Raw genomic sequence first — 16,505 nt, forward strand, 5'->3', positions numbered from 1 at the left:
GCCGGACAAACCTGACTTTTGGGCAGGCCGCGCCTATATCCGTAACCCTTCGCCCGACTTACGTTGATTCGCGCCAGACCCAGAGCCCATGCGCTTCACGCCCCAGTTCCTCGACGAGCTTCGTGCCCGGCTTTCGGTCTCCGAAGTCGTGGGCAAGCGCGTGAAGCTGAAGAAGGCCGGGCGGGAATGGAAGGGGCTGTCGCCGTTCCAGCAGGAGAAGACGCCCTCCTTCTACGTCAACGACCAGAAGGGATTTTACCACGACTTCTCCTCCGGCAAGCACGGCGACATCATCACCTTCGTGATGGAGACCGACGGCCTCCCGTTCGCGGAGGCCGTGGAGCGGCTCGCCAACATGGCGGGGCTGGCGCTGCCGGCGGTAACGCCGGATGCGGCGCGGCACGAGCAGCGGCGCCGCACGCTGCATGACGTGATGGAGCTCGCTGCAAAATTCTTCGCCGAGACGCTCGCCTCGCGCGCCGGCGCCAAGGCGCGCGGCTATCTCGCTGACCGTGCGATCTCGCCGGCGACGCAAGTGCAGTTCCGCCTCGGCTATGCGCCGCCGCCACCCGAGCGCTTCGCGCTGAAGGAGCATCTCGGCAAGCTCGGCGTCTCCGTCGAGGACATGATCGAGACCGGCCTGCTCGTAGCCGGCAACGACATTCCCGTGCCCTACGATCGCTTCCGCGATCGCGTGATGTTCCCGATCACGGATCTGCGTGGCCGCGTCATCGCCTTCGGCGGGCGCGCGCTGGAAAAGGACGTTCCGGCAAAATATCTAAATTCGCCGGAGACGCCGCTCTTCCACAAGGGCGACAATCTCTACAATCACCAGACCGCGCGCAAAGCCACCCACGATGGCAGCGCGCTGATCGTGGTCGAAGGCTATGTCGACGTCATCGCCATGGTGACGGCAGGCTTTGTAGGTGCCGTGGCGCCACTCGGCACCGCGCTGACCGAAAACCAGCTCGCGCTGCTCTGGAAGATGGCGGACGAGCCGATCCTCTGCTTCGACGGCGATCGCGCCGGACAGAAGGCGGCTTACCGTGCCGCCGACCTCGCCTTGCCGTTTCTTGCGCCGGGCAAGAGCCTGCGTTTTGCGCTGCTGCCGGAAGGTCAGGATCCCGACGATCTCGCCCGCTCGGGCGGCCGCGGTGCGATCGAGGATGTGATCGCGGCGGCGAAGCCGCTCGCCGAGATGATTTGGTCGCGCGAGCTCGAAGGCGGCAACTTTGCCACGCCCGAACGCCGCGCCGCGCTCGAGGCGCGCGTCAAGGAGCTGTCCAACGGCATCCGCGACGAGGTGGTGCGGCGCTATTATCGCGACGATTTTGCCGAGCGGCTTCGGCGTACCTTCGCGCCTGAAGGCGGCCGCGGCGGATTTGCCGGCCGGGGCAATTTTCAGGGCAATTCCGGCCGCTCCTTCCAGCCGCGCAACGGGGGGCAGGCGAATCGATTCGGGGGGCAGGGATTCGGCAGCCAAGGGCGGCGTGGGGGCCCCGGTCCCGCCTTTATTCCCTCCGGCCCCTACCAGGCGGCGAGCCCCCAGCTGGCGGCCAGCCCGATCATGAAGGGCCAGCGCAGCGCCATATCCCGGCGCGAAGCCCTGATTCTGCAAATCCTGATCAACCACCCCTGGCTGCTGCACGACCACCTTGAGGAGGTCGCCGCCCTGGAGCTGGCCCATCCCGAGGCCCATAAGCTCCGGGCCGGCATCATCGCCGCCTTTGCCAACGACCACCACCACTCGCCGGACCCCGGCGAGCTGGCCGAGAAGATGCGAGCCGACATCGAGAAGGGTGGATTTTCACAGCTTCTTCAAAGGGTTGAGAACGGTATCACGACCGCGGCGGTGTGGGGTGCCCGCGAGGGCGCCGCCCGGGACGACGTTCTCTCCACCTGGCACCAGCTCGTTGCCTTGCATCGGCAATACCATTCACTACTTAGAGAACTGAAGGACGCCGAGCTGGCCTTGGGGGAGGACCCCAGCGAGGCCAATTTGGCGTGGCTGCGTGACGTCAAGGCTCGGATAGGAGAAGTCGACGGTACCGAGGCCCTGATCGAGGGTTTTGGCGAGCTGTCGGGCCGGTTCCAGAAGAGCGTGTGATGAAAGAATCATGCGGACGGCCGGGACCGGAACCGCTAAAAGACTCGCCAAATCCAAGGTTTGGCGGCAAAAACAGGGTTAATCGAGGCTTAACGGTCTTGTAGCACTTTGGCCACCAGGCGGCCGCAGGCAGAACAGACGCGTCAGGAATAAATCCGCGCAATCGCTGTTGGCACTACACCTGCATCCGCTGCGACAAAGAGGCTCACGAAGCGTTAGGCAAATCCGGCGAGAGAGAAGGTCGGGGTGGCGAGAGATATCCGCGCCGCCCTTTCCGTGTCGCGATCTGACGAAGCGAGAGCGTCGAACAACAGGTTCAAGTGAATTCAGGCGGGCGGGCCGTTCGGCCTTCTGCATGAAGCGCGTTTAGGAGCAATGGATGGCCACCAAGGCAAAGACGCTGCAGGCGAAGGACAAAGAGAAAGACGACAAGGCAGCGGACGCGCCGGAGAAGGACTCCCAGGACGCGCCGTCGCCGTTGCTCGATCTGTCCGACGCGGCCGTGAAGAAGATGATTAAGCAGGCCAAGAAGCGCGGCTTCGTGACCTTCGATCAGCTCAACGAAGTTTTGCCGTCCGACCAGACCTCCCCCGAGCAGATCGAGGACATCATGTCCATGCTCTCGGACATGGGCATCAACGTCACCGAAGCCGACGATAGCGACGGCGAGGAGGACAAGGACGAGGGCGGCGAGGACGAGACCGACAACGAGCTCGTCGAGGTCACCCAGAAGGCCGTCACCGAGGTCAAGAAGAGCGAGCCGGGCGAGCGCACCGACGACCCCGTGCGCATGTATCTGCGCGAGATGGGCACGGTCGAGCTCCTGTCCCGCGAAGGCGAAATCGCGATTGCGAAGCGCATCGAGGCCGGCCGCGAGGCCATGATCGCAGGCCTCTGCGAAAGCCCGCTGACCTTCCAGGCCATCATCATCTGGCGCGACGAGCTCAACGAAGGCAAGATCTTCCTTCGCGACATCATCGATCTCGAAGCGACCTATGCCGGGCCCGACGCCAAGGGCGGCATGAACACCGCGATGATCGGCGGTCCGACCGGCGAGAACGGCGAAGCGTCCGCCGAAGGCGGCGAAGCCGTTGTCGTGAACGGAGCTGCGCCGGCGCATGTCGCGCCGCCCGCCGCGCCGCCGTCGCCGACCCCGTTCCGCGCCGCGCCTGCGCCCGGCAATGCCGGCGAAGGCGAGAAGGATCCGGGCGAAGCCGCCGCCGAAGCCGACATGGACGAGGACGACGAGTTCGAGAACCAGATGTCGCTCGCGGCCATCGAGGCCGAGCTCAAGCCGAAGGTCGTCGAGATCTTCGACAAGATCGCCGACAGCTACAAGAAGCTGCGCAAGCTTCAGGAGCAGGACATCCAGAACCAGCTCGAGAGCACCTCGCACGGGCCCTCGCTGTCGCCGCACCAGGAACGCAAATACCGCAAGCTGAAGGACGAGATCATCGTCGAGGTGAAGTCGCTGCGCCTGAACCAGGCGCGTATCGACTCACTGGTCGAGCAGCTCTACGACATCAACAAGCGCCTCGTGTCGCACGAGGGCCGCCTGATGCGCCTTGCCGACAGCCATGGCGTCGCGCGTGAGGACTTCCTGCGCAACTACACCGGCTCGGAGCTCGACCCGCGCTGGCTCAACCGCGTCTCGAAGCTCTCAGCCAAGGGCTGGAAGAACTTCGTCCATATCGAGAAGGACCGGATCAAGGACCTCCGTCACGAGGTGCACCAGCTCGCCGCGCTCACCGGCCTCGAGATCGTCGAGTTCCGCAAGATCGTGCACTCCGTGCAGAAGGGCGAGCGCGAGGCCCGCCAGGCCAAGAAGGAGATGGTGGAAGCCAACCTCCGTCTCGTGATCTCGATCGCCAAGAAGTATACCAACCGYGGCCTGCAGTTCCTCGACCTGATCCAGGAAGGCAACATCGGCCTGATGAAGGCGGTCGACAAGTTCGAGTATCGCCGCGGCTACAAGTTCTCGACCTACGCCACGTGGTGGATCCGGCAGGCGATCACCCGCTCGATTGCCGACCAGGCGCGCACCATCCGCATCCCCGTGCACATGATCGAGACGATCAACAAGATCGTGCGTACCTCGCGCCAGATGCTCAACGAGATCGGCCGCGAGCCGACCCCGGAAGAGCTCGCCGAGAAGCTCGGCATGCCCTTGGAGAAGGTCCGCAAGGTCCTCAAGATCGCCAAGGAGCCGCTGTCGCTGGAGACGCCGGTCGGTGACGAAGAGGATTCACATCTCGGCGATTTCATCGAGGACAAGAACGCGATCCTGCCGATCGACGCCGCAATCCAGTCGAACCTGCGCGAGACCACGACGCGTGTCCTGGCGTCGCTGACGCCGCGCGAAGAGCGCGTGCTGCGCATGCGCTTCGGCATCGGCATGAACACCGACCACACGCTGGAAGAAGTCGGCCAGCAGTTCTCGGTGACCCGCGAACGTATCCGTCAGATCGAAGCGAAGGCGCTGCGCAAGCTGAAGCATCCGTCGCGGTCAAGGAAGCTGCGGTCGTTCCTGGATAACTAATTCGGATCGTCGTGCCCGGGCCTGATCCGGGCATTCATCCAAACGCAAACGGCGGGCCGAAAGCCCGCCGTTTTCTATTTGTACTGACGCTTCGCAAGTCGGGCGGAGCCTACTTCTTCTTCGCGCCGACCCGGTCGAGGGTCTTGATTGCCAGCGGCGGGCGGCCGGACTTTTCAGCGATCTCGCGGTCCTGCTCCATGATGAAGCCGCGCGCGGGCTCGTCGCCGTCCAGGCCTCCGAGCAGCTCCGCAGGCACGCGCCGGTTGGAGCGTTGGGAGCCGTCTTCGTAGAAGACGTTGAAAAAGGCAAACTCGCCCTTGGGATTGGTTCCAGGTTTTTTGGCCATGGCGGGCTTGTCGTCGATCAGGACGCTATAGTCAAATGACTTTGGCGGGTTTTCCGGTGGTCACACGGACCTGTCGCGGCGGTATCGGCTGCGCAATCGATCGATGAAGTCCGTTTGCGGGATGTTCGGATGCATCCGGCGCTTCGTAAAATCCGATGCGACCCCTCGCTCAATAAACGGCGGGCCGCAAAGCCCGCCGTTTATTTTTGGTCTTCAGCGTCGCCCGGGGCTGGCGGGGCGACAACCTAGACTAGAAGACTATAACTTGCGCCATAACGTGGCAAGGCAAATCGTTGACGCTGTGATGTCGCATCGAGCGCGTCAGATATGCGCCGGTCGCGACATCTGGTTTCGATGCACATCAAAGCAATTGTTTGGATGGCCAAATCACTTTGTTCATATTTCCCGCTCTCGCAACGCAACGAGAGGTGCGTGCTTTGTAAAAAAGCGCGTTCGCCTGCACGTCTTCCGTCCGCGTGCACAGGTTGTGTTCCATTGTGCGAACGAGTTCCATGTCCACGGTTGCACATCTCACTGCGTACACGTGACGAGTTCCGCTACGACGAACCACTTCTCCACCGACAACGCCATTCAAGAGATACTCAGCGTGCAGGTGGGAAGATGAGTGAGGCCGTCACGGTGCTACCAGCTCCACGCGCCGGTTGAGCGCGCGGCCGGCGTCCGTAGCGTTGGAACCGACTGGTGCCAGCAATCCGACGCCGGCGGTGCGCAGCCGCGTCTGCGCGATCCGAAAGCTTTTCACGAGTTCGGCTGCGACCGCTTCGGCGCGGCGCTTCGAGAGATCGAGATTGTATTCGTAAGCGCCCTGGCCGTCGGTGTGGCCGACGATGAAGACGTTGAGCTGCGGCTGACTCGTCAGCAGCTTTGCGATCTGCTCCAGCGTCGGGCGGCTCTCCGGCTTCAGAACCGCCTTGTCGGTATCGAAATAGATGCCGTAGAGCGCGATGTGGCCGGTCTCGCCAAGGCCCTTCGCCATCGCGGCAGCATCGACCATCTTGTTCGCGATGGCGCCGAGCTCGGCGACCGTGACCTGCGCGGTGATGTCCTGGTTGTTCTGGCTGACGATGACGCTGGCATAGGTCTCGCGTCCGCCCTCGCTCTTGCGGCCAGAAAAATAGCGGTAGTTGAAACCGTCGACCCACATCTGCGGGACCGGCAGCGTGTCGATGCTTTCCGTGAAGGGAATGGCGCCGCAGGCGTCGGTGTCGCAGGCGAGTAAGGTCTCGAAGCCCGCTTTCGCAAGCTGCGTCTCGAAATTGCGCGACACTTCCAGGATCGAGGGGCCGGGATTGGTGCGATAGGCGATGCGGAAGATTCGGCCTTCGAGCCGCCGCGCATCGGCCGGCTGGCCGTCCCTAAAGGCGGCCGCCTGCATCCGTGCGGCGTCAAAATCCTTCGTCACGTAGCCGGTGATGACGCTGCCGGTGAAGCGGCCGATGCCGGGATAGTCGCGGCTGCCTGCGACATCGCGGGTCTGCGCGGCGGCGGCGGTGGCGGTGAAGGAGAGCAGGGCGAGGACAGCGAGCATCCGGTGCGGAATGGGCATGGTCATCTCGATCGGTTGGGGACGGGGCGAGCGCAATTCATTTGTCGCTCCCAAGATGCGATCGGTTCTGGTGAGGATCTGCCGCTTTGACGCGAATCCGGTTCCCGGGCATGATCCACATCCGCAGCGCACATTTTTAGGAGTTTCTCGCATGTCGAGATACTCCCTGGCTACCGCTTTCGTCGTCTGGCTGCCGGTTGGATCGGCAAACGCGACGGGGCGAGAGTGAATTTCGCGGTACAGCCTTCGGACGCATCTGGGACAGCAAGATTGCGCCGCGCCAAGCTGAGGTCGACTCTTGCGGACTAGCGCGGCACTTCGAGATAAGCGCAAGCGGCTGCAATCACCTTACGGCCAGCGTGAAGCAAGCTTCGATCTCGCTAAGTATACTTTCAGTTTCTCGAGCCGATCTTGGAAAAGCGTTTGCCTCGTGGGCGAACCGGTTTCGCGCGACGCGGACGTTTTGTCCAAAACGGCGAGCATTGGCTGCATTCAAATACCCAGGTTGTCCATACGGGATGCTCTCGAGTTGCCGGAAGATTGGGCCCAGCGAATGACCAGGCGAAATTCCGTGACTTCGGACAACTTCCTTAAGGGCAGTTTCAAGTGATCTGATCGCGTGCAGTAATTGCAAGAGGTTCTTGCGTTTTTCCGGATTGATGCGCGCGACTGCGGCAAGCTCCTGCAGTTCTTGGTCGACATGATTGAAGATGTTTGAACCAATTCGGGTGCGAGCACTCTTTGCGATTGCGCGCAAGGTATTTACTCTGCGAAGTGAACTCATGACCTTCGTCCTTGGCGCATTCGTTTCGCAAACCGAGGAAGTTCGCTGCGAAGCTCGGCAAGCACAAAAGCCCATCCGCCAAACGCGGCAGAAAGAATCAGCTTTTCTGAATCTCGAGGTCTGGCCGGCCAATCTTCAATCACCGCTATTCCTAATGGTTCTCTCGCGGCGAATGGAATCCCGCCGTCCAATGAAAAATAGTAATTGGCTTGTTCATACACGAGATCGTTCACCGTCGATGAGTCAACGTCGGCATCCGATAATTCTGACAAGTCGACCTGCTGCTCCGTCGAGGCGGAATTTCTATCTATCTGCGGTCGTCGCTTGCTGTGTCTTATCGCAGATCTGATCGGGCGCCTAAGTTCTGAGACTTTTTCGTCAAATGCCGCGCTGAATGGTCGGTTTGTCAGTCGACTACTCAGTCGCATCACAGCCATTGCATTTGCGAAACGTATCTGGGCGTCGCCAGAAATGTCTGGCGGGACATCCTTATGATGGCCAAAAGCAGTCACGTCCGTAATCATTTCGGAAATTCCTGCCCGATTGTTCCATTCCAGAATATTTGCAAAATCGTTCGCGAAAGAGTTGGCAATCGAGTAGTCCTTTTCTTCAGCTACTAGTATGCAGCGAACATAAGGAGGTAAAGCCAGACGACTAAGTATAAAGCGCGCTTTGAGTAGACCTTGGTTTGTTCGCTCCGCGGCTAGAGGCATAAAGACGGCAGTCGTCGCTCTCTCTCCCGCAACAAGGAGATCCGGGCCACGAAGTAACAGAGGATGGTCGGGATTGGGTACAACTAGGAATTCATTTGGTAGCTCCCGACGCAACAACTGGGTGAGCGTCTTTCTCCGATAATAAATGTTGGCCATGCCGGTCCGCGCGGAGTTCTTGTGTTCAACCAAAAATAGAATCTAAGCAATGCTCCACTGGTCTGACAACCGATTTCTGCTATCAACTGCCGACGCCTTCTGAGATTCTCGTGGAAAGATGTGGCTTTGACGATCCTATTTCCTGCAGGATTAAGGCTCGCGCGAAAATTTGAAAGGACACTTAGGGCATGTGGCGGTTTGGGCTAATCTGTCTGTTTGGGTCTGTCCTCTGTCTGGCCGGCGGATCGGCGCAGGCCGCGCGCTGCGGCGGCGACTTCAACAGCTTCGTCGCCAGCATGAGCTCGGAAGCGCAAGGAGCCGGCGTCTCGGCGAGCGTGACCAGCGCGGCCTTCAGCGGCATCGCCCAGGACGGCGCCGTGCTCGCCTTCGACCGGCGCCAGCGCTACACCTTCAACAAGAGCTTCGAGCAGTATGTCTCGACCCGCGTCGGCCCCGGCCGCATCAATGGCGGCAAGGCACTGTTGCAGCGTCACGCGGCGCTGCTCTCGCGCATCGAGCGGCAGTTCGGCGTGCCCCGCTATATCCTGGTCGCGATCTGGGGGCTGGAGAGCGATTTCGGCAAAGGCGACATCGGCAAGCTGCCGGTGATCCGCACGCTCGCCACGCTCGCGCATGATTGCCGCCGCACCGAGCTGTTCCAGGGCGAGCTGCTCGCCGCGCTCAAGATCGTGCAGCGCGGCGACCTGCCGCTGCGCGACCTCATTGGCGCCTATGCCGGCGAGATCGGCCAGACCCAGTTCCTGCCGTCGTCCTACATCAAATACGGCGTCGATTTCGACGGCGACGGCCACGTCGACCTGCGCCACAGCGTGCCCGACGTACTCGCCTCGACCGCGAACCTGCTTCACACCAGCGGCTTCAAGATGGGCCAGCCCTACGGCGAAGGCACCGCCAATTTCGAGGCGATGCGGGAGTGGAACAGGGCGGTGATCTACCGCAAGACGATCGGCTATTTTGCGGACCGGCTGGCGGGGCAGTGACCACATACTCGGTGTCATCGCCCGCCTTGTGCGCACTTGCGCACTGGGGCGGGCGATCCAGTATTCCAGAGGAGGCGCGGCTAGAACCGAGAAGCCGCGGCGTACTGGATGCCCCGGTCAAGCCGGGGCATGACAGCGGTGGTGTGGCGACAGCGGAGCACGCAGCGGCGATGCCGTCGCGTCACGCCTACTTCGCCGTCCCCTTCGCCATCTTCTCCAGCTTGCGCTGCAACGGCGCCCAATAGGTGCCCGGGCGGAAGCGCTGCAAAATGTCCATGAAGCGGGCGTCGTTGCCGATCAGGATGCGGGGCTGGTTGTTCTCGATGCCCTTGATGATGCGCAGCGCGGCGTCTTTCGGCGTGGTCTTTGCCGCGTTCTCGAACCGCTCGATCGATTGCGCGCGGCGCGCATTGTCGGTGACGCCGACCCCGGTGCGCGAATTGCGCGCGATGGCAGTGGCGACGCCACCGGGATGCACCACCGACAGTTTTACGGGGCTGCCCGCGACCGCAAGCTCGTGCCGCACGCTCTCGGAAAAGCCGCGCACCGCGAACTTGGCGGCGGCATAGGCCGACTGTCCCGGCGGCGCGATGATGCCGAAGATCGAGGAGACGTTGACGATGTGCGCCTCTGCCAGCGTCTTCAGATGCGGCAGGAAAGCGCGCGTGCCGTGCACCACGCCCCAGAAATTGATGTCGAACAGCCACTCCATCTGCGCCTGGTCGATCTCCTCGAACGTCCCCATCAGCGCCACGCCGGCATTGTTGATGACGATGCCGAGCGCGGGATGTGCCGCGATCGCATCACGCGCGAACTCTGCGATGTCGCCGGGCTCGCTGACGTCGACGCGATGCACGCTGACCTTGCGTGCGGCACCGATCTCGGCGGCGAGCGTCTTCAATCCGGCCTCGTCGCGATCGGCGAGCGCGAGATCGCAGCCGCGATTGCCGAGCTCGATTGCCAGCGCGCGCCCGATGCCGCTCGCCGCTCCCGTGATTGCGGCGGCACCGCGAATGGCAGTCATGATGTCCCCCCGTCAAGCCGGTCGTGTGGAACTATGATCTACATTTTTCATGATGGAACTGAACCACCGGCGAACTGGCTCCTTAACATAGGTTACGCAAGCAAGCACTGGAGCGGCCCCATGGGACAGGCAGAACCATTTCGCGCGACGGCGCTGATCGTCGAAGACGACGTCATGCAACGGGAGATGCTCAGTCTTCTGCTGGAGGAGAGCGGCTACCAGGTCATCCAGTGCGATAGCGCCGAGGCTGCCCAACGGGTGCTCGACAGAAGCGCCGGCGCGCTCTGTCTGATGCTGACGGACGTTCAGCTTGCGGGGCACATGACCGGGGTCGAGCTCGCGCACGTCGCCAAGGACCGCAATCCAAAGCTCGACATCGTCGTCACCTCCGGCCGCCCCTTGGCGCAGCCCTTGCCCGATGGCGCGAAATTCTGGGCCAAGCCATGGGCGCCGCTCGACGTGCTCCGCGAAGCCGAGCTCGCGCAGCCGTCCTGATGGTCGATGCGGGGGCTCGCTTTCTTGCCGTGAGGCACGGTGATAGGGTCTGCCCATGACCTTTTCCTTCCTGCTCACCTCGCTCATCGTCGTCGCCTCGCCCGGCACCGGCGTGCTTTACACCCTGGCTGCGGCGCTGACACGCGGCTCGCGCGCGAGCGTCGCTRCCGCCTTCGGCTGCACGCTCGGGATCGTGCCGCACATGATAGCTGCGATGCTCGGGCTTGCCGCGGTGCTGCATACCAGCGCGCTTGCCTTTGCCGCGCTGAAATGGGGCGGCGTCGCCTATCTGCTCTACATGTCCTGGCAGGCGCTGCGTGAGACCGGGGCGCTGGCGGTCGATGGCGAGATCAGGGAGCGGTCGAGCCGCCGCGTCATCGTCACTGGCTTCCTGATCAACATCCTCAATCCGAAACTGTCGATCTTCTTCCTGGCCTTCCTGCCGCAGTTCATCGCGGTGGACGAAGCCCATGTGCTGGCGCGGATGCTGGAATTGAGCGGCGCCTTCATGGCGATGACCTTTGCGGTGTTCGTCCTCTACGGCCTCTGTGCGGCGTCGGTACGCGAGCGCGTCATCTCCCGCCCACGTGTCATGGCCTGGCTGCGCCGCAGCTTCGCCACCGGCTTCGCCGCGCTCGGCGCCAAGCTTGCGTTTGCGGAGCGGTAGGCTTCGCCTTCACCTCTCCCCGCTTGCGGGGAGACGCCGCAGCTGAGTGCGGCCAATAAAAAAAGCGGGCCTTGCGCCCGCCATCTCCAAACTCTCTCGACCTTTTACCCGACGCCCGGGCGGAGCGAGGCTCCACCCGGGCAAAGAACATGCTGGCTACTTCTTCTTCGCGGCCTTCTTGGCCTTTTTCTTCGTCGCCTTCTTCGCCTTCTTCGCTTTCTTAGCCATAGTATCCTCTCAAGGGTTCATGGTTAAACGCGACACGAGGGATGCTCGGCGGAGGGCCAGCCTCGCAACATCCTCGACCACAAACTCAGCAGATTCGCGGGCGGCTGCCCCGTGCTGTCACATCTGTGTCATTACGTTATCCACAGCTCAGATGCATTTTCGGGTGATTTTTGCCCGCGAATCCGCATCGCAATGCGCATCGGCGTGGCCGCGCAGGGAGGCCGCGACATGCCTAACGATCCGATAATCGCGGCGCACTGTTCATGAATCCAAAACCAAGGGCGAGCTTTCGCAGATCGCAGTGAGGTTCCGTTAAGTGCAATCCGCGCATTCTTCCCCGCAAGAACGCGGGGAAGGGTCATGGACGAACGGCTGCCAGAGACGGGGGGGGCGACGCTGCGCGTGCCGCACGCGCCATGCTGAACGTACCGACACTCTGGACGGTCTTCGTCGTCAACTTCCTGGCGCTTGGCCTGATCTGGGCCTACGTGACGCGCTCCTATCCGAAATTTGCAGCGGCGCGATTCTGGATGGCATCGTCGTTCGTCGGCGCCGCCGGCGCGATGACAGCCCTGGTCCGCCTGTTCGTCGCCTCTCCCCTGCCGCTTCTTGTCGGCGCTGCCGGTATCATCGCGGCGAGCTGCCTCGCCGCCATGGGCATTCAGCGCTTCTATGACCGGCCGGTCTCATGGCGCGTCATGGCCGCAACGGGGGTGCTAAGCCTCGCCGGCGTCGTGTTCTTCATGGTCGGCTTCGAGCACATGCAGCTGCGCATGCTCAGCTACACGCTCGGCCAGGCCTTGCCGCTGGTGCTGGCGCTGCGTCTGCTCCTGGCGCCGCCGGAAGGCCGCGTCAGCCCGGGTGCGCGGCTGTCCGGCATCGTCATCCTCACCATCATCGGGATCTTTGCGGTTCGCACGCTGGGCAATCTGCTCGGCCACGATTTCTCGGCGCGCGCCGGCGGTCAGGCTCATGGCGTCATGGTGCTGGGCCTCCTGTTCCTGTCGATGACGCTCAATTTCGGCTTCCTGCTGATGGCGATGGATCGCCTGCGCAACGAGGTCGCCGACCTCGCGCTGCTTGACGATCTCACGGGCGTCGCCAACCGGCGCCATTTGTTGCAGCGCCTGTCCGAGGAATGCGCCCGGTCTGAGCGCAGCGGCGAGCCGTTCTCGCTGCTGGTGATCGATCTCGACGGCTTCAAGGCCATCAATGACTCCCATGGTCACGCCGCGGGCGATGCCTGCTTGCGGCACTTCACCCTGATGGCGCAAACGCGGCTGCGGCCGGGCGACATGCTGGCCCGCACCGGTGGCGACGAGTTCTGCGTCGTGCTGCCGTCCTCGTCCCTGCGCGAGGCTGCCGCGATCGCCCGCCGCGTGCTCGAGGTCTGCCGCCAGGACGCCGCGGCCTGTACAACCAGGGACATCCCGATCGCGATCTCGATCGGCGTTGCCGAATGGGACCGCGGCATCGGCCAGTTTCCGGACCGCCTCATCGCCCATGCCGACCACGCCCTCTATGCCGCCAAGAAAAACGGCAAGAACGACTTTGCCGTCTACGATCCGGCTCCGCCGCTCTCGCCTGAGCGGCCCGGGCTCGGCGAGGCCACGCGCAAATTCGCATAAAGCCTGCTAGGATTTGGGTCCGCCTTGGACCCGTATGATGATATTCCGCCTGCTCGCGACTTTTCTCGCCGCCCTTCTTCTGCTCACCCCAGCCGCCGCAACGGACGCCGAACTCGCGAAGATCGCGCGCGTCTCCGGCACGCCTGACATTCCCGGCCTGAAAATGGTCTGGCTCGCGCCATGGGGCGATGTCCGCGACGCCCATCCCTGGCGCAACATCATCGTGCACCAGACCGAGGGGCCGACAGGCTCGGCGCGCGGCGGCGCGGCGGAGCAGTCGAAGAACCCGACGCGCCGCGGCGTCACCGTGTGGGTCGAGACCGACGGCACGGTCTATTGGGCGGTCGCCGAGAACCTGGTGCCGACCCATGGCGACGGCGCCAACCGTAACGACAACAAGTACATCGACAACAGATCGACCTATCGCCAGGTCGTGCGCGACAACTCGATCGGCGTCGAGTTCGCCGGCAACTATCCGGATGTCACCACAGGCCCGACCGAGGCGCAGGTCGCGGCATGGAAGATCCTCGTGAAGGTGCTGCGCGCGCGCTACGGCATCCCGCTCGACCACGTCTATGCGCACAACTGGATCGACTACAAGGACGCCCGCTGTTGCGAAGGCTGTTGGCTCGCGACGCTGGCGCGGACTTGGGGGGAGTGACGAGCAGGCGCGTCCGGCAACCGAAGGCCGAAACCTCCGGTGCCGGACGGCCATCGAGAGCGATCGCTATCGGCTCTCATCGCCATCCTAAGTCCACCGGTCTTCCCGGGCTCAGGGGAATGCCTTGGGAAGATCGGCGGAAGGCTTCGTGACGATCTGGTGCGCGTCGCGCCAGATCACTTCGCGCTGGCGTGAGGTTGTAATCGTGCGCACCGGCAGGCCGCCCTCCTCGAGCAGCCAAGCGCAGTAGCGCGCGCAGCTGACAGCCTCGCGGGCTTGAGGATCGAACCAGCAAATGCCCCAGATCGAATCGCGCCGCTTGAAGTGACGCGCGATGCGTCCAGGAAGCGGCAGATGCTGCGCGAACCAATTGAACTGGTCCGAGAGCTCATGCCGGATCCAGTCCGGACAGTTGTTTCGCTGGACATACCAGGACGCACGAAAGAAGCCGCTCTCCACGCGACTGTGCGGGTGGATGAGCGGTGTAACGAACCGCAAATGCATGACGACACGGCGCGACGCCTTGTTGCGTCGCGCCCCTCGCAGCCAGATGCAATGAATGGAGAACAGCGCGCGAAGCGGCGTTCAGCTTATGACCGATTGCCGATCAAAGAGTTCGGCGGTCAGAACGTATCGATCTACTTTTCATGCCGCCTCCCTTGGTTGCGCTGAACAACAAAGGCGCGATAGCGCGCCGGGCGGCAGCACATACATCAGCAATCGTCCTGCGGCAAGCGTGATCGACAAGGACGATTGAGCGGGAAGCATTCATGACGCGCTCCGGAATGACGAGCTAAACCGGCTGCGCCATCCAGCCGAACAGCCGTCGCATCAATCCCGGCCGCCGTGGCAATTCCGGCGGGCCGTCCGACGCCAGCACGCGTTTGAAGAAGTAGTCCAGGAACACCATGTCGTTCGGCTCGGTGACGGTGAATTGTTCGTCGCCGAAGAACACGCTGTAATTATAGAAGAACGGGCCCATGAGCGGGATCGTCGCGGTCGAGGCATAGTCCTTGGAGATGACGAACTCTGCGGGATCGAGCCCGTGCTCGCGCATCGCCTGCTCGACCAGCGGCAGCTTGCGCATGAACTGGGCGGAGAAGCCGCCGACGGTGGATTGCAGGATGATCGACACGGTTGGTGTCCGTTCAGTTGAGGCCGCCGGCCCGATCATTCTGGGTCGGTCGACCGGACGCGCGGGTTCAAGGCAAGCCCGGTTCTACGTCGGCCAGGGGAAGGAGACTGTGACGGCGGTCTCACTTGGCAGGACCTTCCGCCACAACCACCGCTGTCATCGCCCGGTTCAACCGGGCGATCCAGTATTCCAGGGGCCTGCGTTCGAGATCTCGCTGCCGGTACCGGTTCAAGCCGGGGCATGACAGCGAGTGCGGCGCGCTTCGCATCGCGCAGAGAAAGCACGGCGGATCACTCAAACAGAGCATCGCCACAAACAAAAAAGCCGGCGTTGCCGCCGGCTTTCTGTCTCTTGTCGATCCGCCAATATCTACCGCGAGAAGAGCCCGCTTAATGCGCGGCTTCCAGCGCGGCCTGTTCCGCCCGTGCGATCGTGCCCTTGACCGCGGCCTGCACCTTTTCGAAGGCGCGGACTTCGATCTGGCGGACGCGCTCGCGCGACACGCCGAACTCGGCGGCAAGGTCTTCCAGCGTCATCGGCTCATCGGCGAGGCGGCGCGCCTCGAAGATGCGGCGTTCGCGCGGGTTGAGCACGCCCATGGCGCCGTTCAGCGCGTCACGGCGTTCGTCATACTCCTCGTGCTCGGCCAGCATGGCTTCCTGGTTGGGCGTGTTGTCGACCAGCCAGTCCTGCCATTCGCCGGCTTCGCCGTCATCGCGGATCGGAGCGTTGAGCGACGCGTCACCACCGAGGCGACGGTTCATGTCGATCACGTCCTGATCGGTGACGCCGAGGCGCTTGGCAATGATCTTCACCTGGTCGGGGCGGAGATCGCCCTCGTCCAGCGCGTTGATCTTGCTCTTCGCCTTGCGCAGGTTGAAGAACAGCTTCTTCTGGTTCGCGGTGGTGCCCATCTTCACGAGCGACCAGGAACGCAGGATGTACTCTTGAATCGACGCCTTGATCCACCACATCGCGTAGGTGGCGAGACGGAACCCCTTTTCGGGTTCGAAACGCTTCACCGCTTGCATGAGGCCGACATTGCCTTCCGAGACGACCTCGGAGATCGGCAGGCCGTAGCCGCGATAGCCCATGGCGATCTTGGCCACGAGGCGGAGATGGCTGGTGACGAGTTGGTGCGCCGCGTCGCGATCGTCATGCTCACGCCAACGCTTGGCGAGCATGTATTCCTGCTGGGGTTCCAGCATCGGGAACTTGCGGATCTCGGCGAGGTAGCGAGAAAGGCCGGATTCTCCATTGAGGACCGGCAAAGCAGCGGTACGGGCCATGATGAAGCCCTCCAAGGTTCAGGCCCCCGATAGCGGCGGGCCAGGCAGACGACCGCTGTGTTAAAGCCGGCCGTAGCTGCGATGTTCCGTTGGTCATTTCCAACGCAAGCGCAATATACCCCAAGGGGGGTCAAAAAGGGAAGGATTGCTGACGTCACGTCCCCG

General features: G+C 62.9%; 15 protein-coding genes. 7 read left to right on the forward strand and 8 right to left on the reverse strand.

What is annotated here, in order from left to right:
- Positions 1–88: 88 nt before the first annotated feature.
- Together dnaG and rpoD are read left to right on the forward strand one after the other, a co-directional pair.
- Entirely contained in the window at positions 89–2,107 is a 2,019-nt protein-coding gene (dnaG, locus tag AB4Z51_RS03130; protein ID WP_085400453.1) for a DNA primase, read from the forward strand.
- A 379-nt stretch (positions 2,108–2,486) separates the two neighbouring features.
- On the forward strand, positions 2,487–4,646 hold the full coding sequence (gene rpoD / locus AB4Z51_RS03135; protein ID WP_038942760.1) for an RNA polymerase sigma factor RpoD: 2,160 nt from the start codon (positions 2,487–2,489) through the stop codon (positions 4,644–4,646).
- Between the two features lie 109 nt (positions 4,647–4,755).
- On the opposite strand, the gene AB4Z51_RS03140 is transcribed toward rpoD, so the two are convergent.
- The 4 genes from AB4Z51_RS03140 to AB4Z51_RS03155 form a co-directional block, all read right to left on the reverse strand.
- Positions 4,756–4,992: a hypothetical protein gene (locus AB4Z51_RS03140; protein ID WP_028150700.1), complete on the reverse strand. Its 237-nt coding sequence runs from the start codon at positions 4,990–4,992 to the stop codon at positions 4,756–4,758.
- A 634-nt stretch (positions 4,993–5,626) separates the two neighbouring features.
- Entirely contained in the window at positions 5,627–6,559 is a 933-nt protein-coding gene (locus AB4Z51_RS03145; RefSeq protein WP_434057393.1) for an OmpA family protein, read from the reverse strand.
- Positions 6,560–6,902: 343 nt separating this feature from the next.
- Complete coding sequence (locus tag AB4Z51_RS03150; RefSeq protein ID WP_135215188.1) at positions 6,903–7,343, reverse strand: hypothetical protein; 441 nt, start codon at positions 7,341–7,343, stop codon at positions 6,903–6,905.
- Entirely contained in the window at positions 7,340–8,212 is an 873-nt protein-coding gene (locus tag AB4Z51_RS03155; RefSeq protein WP_144030688.1) for a hypothetical protein, read from the reverse strand. The genes AB4Z51_RS03150 and AB4Z51_RS03155 overlap by 4 nt, the downstream gene beginning before the upstream one ends.
- A gap of 188 nt (positions 8,213–8,400) precedes the next feature.
- Here AB4Z51_RS03155 and AB4Z51_RS03160 point away from each other — a divergent pair, with 188 nt between their 5' ends.
- Positions 8,401–9,213, forward strand: coding sequence for a lytic murein transglycosylase (locus tag AB4Z51_RS03160; protein ID WP_085400458.1), 813 nt, complete (start codon positions 8,401–8,403; stop codon positions 9,211–9,213).
- Positions 9,214–9,400: 187 nt separating this feature from the next.
- Here the strand turns inward: AB4Z51_RS03160 and AB4Z51_RS03165 are convergent, their stop codons facing one another.
- Complete coding sequence (locus AB4Z51_RS03165) at positions 9,401–10,237, reverse strand: SDR family NAD(P)-dependent oxidoreductase (protein ID WP_085400459.1); 837 nt, start codon at positions 10,235–10,237, stop codon at positions 9,401–9,403.
- A gap of 120 nt (positions 10,238–10,357) precedes the next feature.
- Between AB4Z51_RS03165 and AB4Z51_RS03170 the strand changes: the two genes are divergently transcribed.
- The 4 genes from AB4Z51_RS03170 to AB4Z51_RS03185 all read left to right on the forward strand — a co-directional run bounded on the left by AB4Z51_RS03170 (position 10,358) and on the right by AB4Z51_RS03185 (position 13,916).
- Entirely contained in the window at positions 10,358–10,732 is a 375-nt protein-coding gene (locus AB4Z51_RS03170) for a response regulator (RefSeq protein ID WP_085400461.1), read from the forward strand.
- A 55-nt stretch (positions 10,733–10,787) separates the two neighbouring features.
- Positions 10,788–11,399: a LysE family translocator gene (locus AB4Z51_RS03175; RefSeq protein WP_441497030.1), complete on the forward strand. Its 612-nt coding sequence runs from the start codon at positions 10,788–10,790 to the stop codon at positions 11,397–11,399.
- 644 nt (positions 11,400–12,043) lie between these two features.
- The gene (locus AB4Z51_RS03180; RefSeq protein ID WP_085400465.1) at positions 12,044–13,255 is read left to right on the forward strand and encodes a GGDEF domain-containing protein; all 1,212 of its coding nucleotides are present in this window, start codon (positions 12,044–12,046) and stop codon (positions 13,253–13,255) included.
- 34 nt (positions 13,256–13,289) lie between these two features.
- On the forward strand, positions 13,290–13,916 hold the full coding sequence (locus tag AB4Z51_RS03185; protein ID WP_441497031.1) for a peptidoglycan recognition protein family protein: 627 nt from the start codon (positions 13,290–13,292) through the stop codon (positions 13,914–13,916).
- Positions 13,917–14,027: 111 nt separating this feature from the next.
- Here AB4Z51_RS03185 and AB4Z51_RS03190 read toward each other — a convergent pair whose 3' ends face one another.
- The 3 genes from AB4Z51_RS03190 to rpoH all read right to left on the reverse strand — a co-directional run bounded on the left by AB4Z51_RS03190 (position 14,028) and on the right by rpoH (position 16,340).
- Complete coding sequence (locus tag AB4Z51_RS03190) at positions 14,028–14,375, reverse strand: hypothetical protein (RefSeq protein WP_245344046.1); 348 nt, start codon at positions 14,373–14,375, stop codon at positions 14,028–14,030.
- A 334-nt stretch (positions 14,376–14,709) separates the two neighbouring features.
- The gene (locus AB4Z51_RS03195; protein ID WP_063985480.1) at positions 14,710–15,051 is read right to left on the reverse strand and encodes a hypothetical protein; all 342 of its coding nucleotides are present in this window, start codon (positions 15,049–15,051) and stop codon (positions 14,710–14,712) included.
- A 389-nt stretch (positions 15,052–15,440) separates the two neighbouring features.
- Positions 15,441–16,340 carry an RNA polymerase sigma factor RpoH gene (gene rpoH, locus AB4Z51_RS03200; RefSeq protein WP_014492123.1) on the reverse strand — a complete coding sequence of 300 codons (900 nt, stop codon included), beginning with the start codon at positions 16,338–16,340 and terminating at the stop codon, positions 15,441–15,443.
- Positions 16,341–16,505: the final 165 nt, after the last annotated feature.

This window comes from Bradyrhizobium sp. 2TAF36 (assembly GCF_052114925.1).
GTDB lineage: Bacteria > Pseudomonadota > Alphaproteobacteria > Rhizobiales > Xanthobacteraceae > Bradyrhizobium > Bradyrhizobium barranii.

Bases quoted from the DNA above. Each gene is read 5' to 3' on its own strand.
- AB4Z51_RS03185 (WP_441497031.1), top strand. From the start codon at position 13,290: ATGATGATATTCCGCCTGCTCGCGACTTTTCTCGCCGCCCTTCTTCTG.
- AB4Z51_RS03180 (WP_085400465.1), top strand. From the start codon at position 12,044: ATGCTGAACGTACCGACACTCTGGACGGTCTTCGTCGTCAACTTCCTG.
- dnaG (WP_085400453.1), top strand. From the start codon at position 89: ATGCGCTTCACGCCCCAGTTCCTCGACGAGCTTCGTGCCCGGCTTTCG.
- rpoH (WP_014492123.1), bottom strand. From the start codon at position 16,340: ATGGCCCGTACCGCTGCTTTGCCGGTCCTCAATGGAGAATCCGGCCTT.
- AB4Z51_RS03145 (WP_434057393.1), bottom strand. From the start codon at position 6,559: ATGCCCATTCCGCACCGGATGCTCGCTGTCCTCGCCCTGCTCTCCTTC.
- AB4Z51_RS03170 (WP_085400461.1), top strand. From the start codon at position 10,358: ATGGGACAGGCAGAACCATTTCGCGCGACGGCGCTGATCGTCGAAGAC.
- AB4Z51_RS03160 (WP_085400458.1), top strand. From the start codon at position 8,401: ATGTGGCGGTTTGGGCTAATCTGTCTGTTTGGGTCTGTCCTCTGTCTG.
- AB4Z51_RS03140 (WP_028150700.1), bottom strand. From the start codon at position 4,992: ATGGCCAAAAAACCTGGAACCAATCCCAAGGGCGAGTTTGCCTTTTTC.
- AB4Z51_RS03155 (WP_144030688.1), bottom strand. From the start codon at position 8,212: ATGGCCAACATTTATTATCGGAGAAAGACGCTCACCCAGTTGTTGCGT.
- AB4Z51_RS03150 (WP_135215188.1), bottom strand. From the start codon at position 7,343: ATGAGTTCACTTCGCAGAGTAAATACCTTGCGCGCAATCGCAAAGAGT.
- AB4Z51_RS03165 (WP_085400459.1), bottom strand. From the start codon at position 10,237: ATGACTGCCATTCGCGGTGCCGCCGCAATCACGGGAGCGGCGAGCGGC.